The sequence below is a fragment of the Streptococcus infantis genome (genome assembly GCF_047463615.1).
Taxonomy (GTDB): Bacteria; Bacillota; Bacilli; order Lactobacillales; family Streptococcaceae; genus Streptococcus; species Streptococcus infantis_X.
The window spans coordinates 1-1435 of sequence record NZ_JASHDO010000023.1; the positions used below are offsets into that span (position 1 = coordinate 1).

1 protein-coding gene is annotated in these 1435 nt (G+C 35.1%); it reads left to right on the forward strand.

Annotated features, from left to right (window positions below; all coding sequences use genetic code 11):
• Positions 1-55 precede the first annotated feature (55 nt).
• Positions 56-1404 (forward strand): IS3 family transposase gene (locus QM874_RS09795; RefSeq protein ID WP_414317123.1). Its coding sequence is split into 2 segments (ribosomal slippage): positions 56-506 and positions 506-1404, totalling 1350 coding nucleotides; the frame shifts between segments, so codons are not numbered across the junction.
• Positions 1405-1435 lie beyond the last annotated feature (31 nt).

A 1435-nucleotide genomic window follows, 5' to 3' on the forward strand; every position in this document is an offset into this window, starting at 1 on the left:
TGAACTGCACCCCAAAAGTTAGACATAAAAATCTAACTTTTGGGGTGTTTTTATTATGAAATTAACTTATGATGATAAAGTTCAGATCTATGAACTTAGAAAACAAGGCTATAGCTTAGAGAAGCTTTCAAATAAATTTGGGATAAATAATTCTAATCTTAGGTATATGATTAAATTGATTGATCGTTACGGAATAGAGTTCGTCAAAAAAGGAAAAAATCGTTACTATTCTCCTGATTTAAAACAAGAAATGATTAATAAAGTTTTACATGAAGGCTGGACTAAAGATAGAGTGTCTCTTGAATACGGCCTCCCAAGTCGTACGATACTTCTTAACTGGCTAGCACAATACAGGAAAAACGGGTATACTATTGTTGAGAAAACAAGAGGGAGAGTACCTAAAATGGGACGTAAGCCAAAAAAGAGACCTGAAGAGAGGACAGAATTAGAACGTCTTCAAGCAGAAAATGAGTACCTGAGAGCGGAGAATGCCATCCTAAAAAAGTTGAGAGAACTCCGATTGAAGGAGAAAAAAGAGAAAGAAGAAAGACAAAAATTGTTCAAGAATTAATCACTGAGTTTTCGTTAGATATTCTTCTAAAAGCCATTAAACTAGCTCGTTCGACCTACTACTATCACTTGAAACAGCTAGACAAACCAGATAAGGACCAAGAGCTTAAAGCTGAAATTCAATCCATTTTTATCGAACACAAGGGAAATTATGGTTATCGTCGGGTTCATTTAGAACTAAGAAATCGTGGTTATCTGGTAAATCATAAAAGAATTCAACGCTTGATGAAAGTACTCAATTTACAAGCTAAAATTCGACAGAAACGAAAATATTCTTCTCATAAAGGAGACGTTGGCAAGAAGGCAGAAAATCTTATTCAACGCCAATTTGAAGCAACCAAACCAATGGAAAAGTGTTATACGGATGTGACAGAGTTTACCATTCCAAATAGCACTCAGAAACTCTATTTATCGCCCGTTTTAGATGGTTTCAACAGCGAAATCATCGCTTATCATCTTTCTACTTCACCGAACTTGGAACAAGTGAAGAGCATGTTAAAACAGGCCTTCACAGAGAAGTACTATGAGAATACGATTCTCCATAGTGACCAAGGATGGCAATACCAACACGATTTTTATCATCATTTTTTAAAGAATAAGGGAATCCAACCATCTATGTCACGTAAGGGGAATAGCCCAGATAACGGTATGATGGAATCTTTCTTTGGCATTCTTAAGACTGAAATGTTTTATGGTTATGAGAATACATTTCAGTCACTTGAGCACTTGGAACAAGCTATTGTAGACTATATTGATTACTACAACAACAAACGAATTAAGGTAAAACTAAAAGGACTTAGTCCTGTACAATACAGAACTAAATCCTTTGCTTAAATTAATTGTCTAACTTTTTGGGGTCAGTACA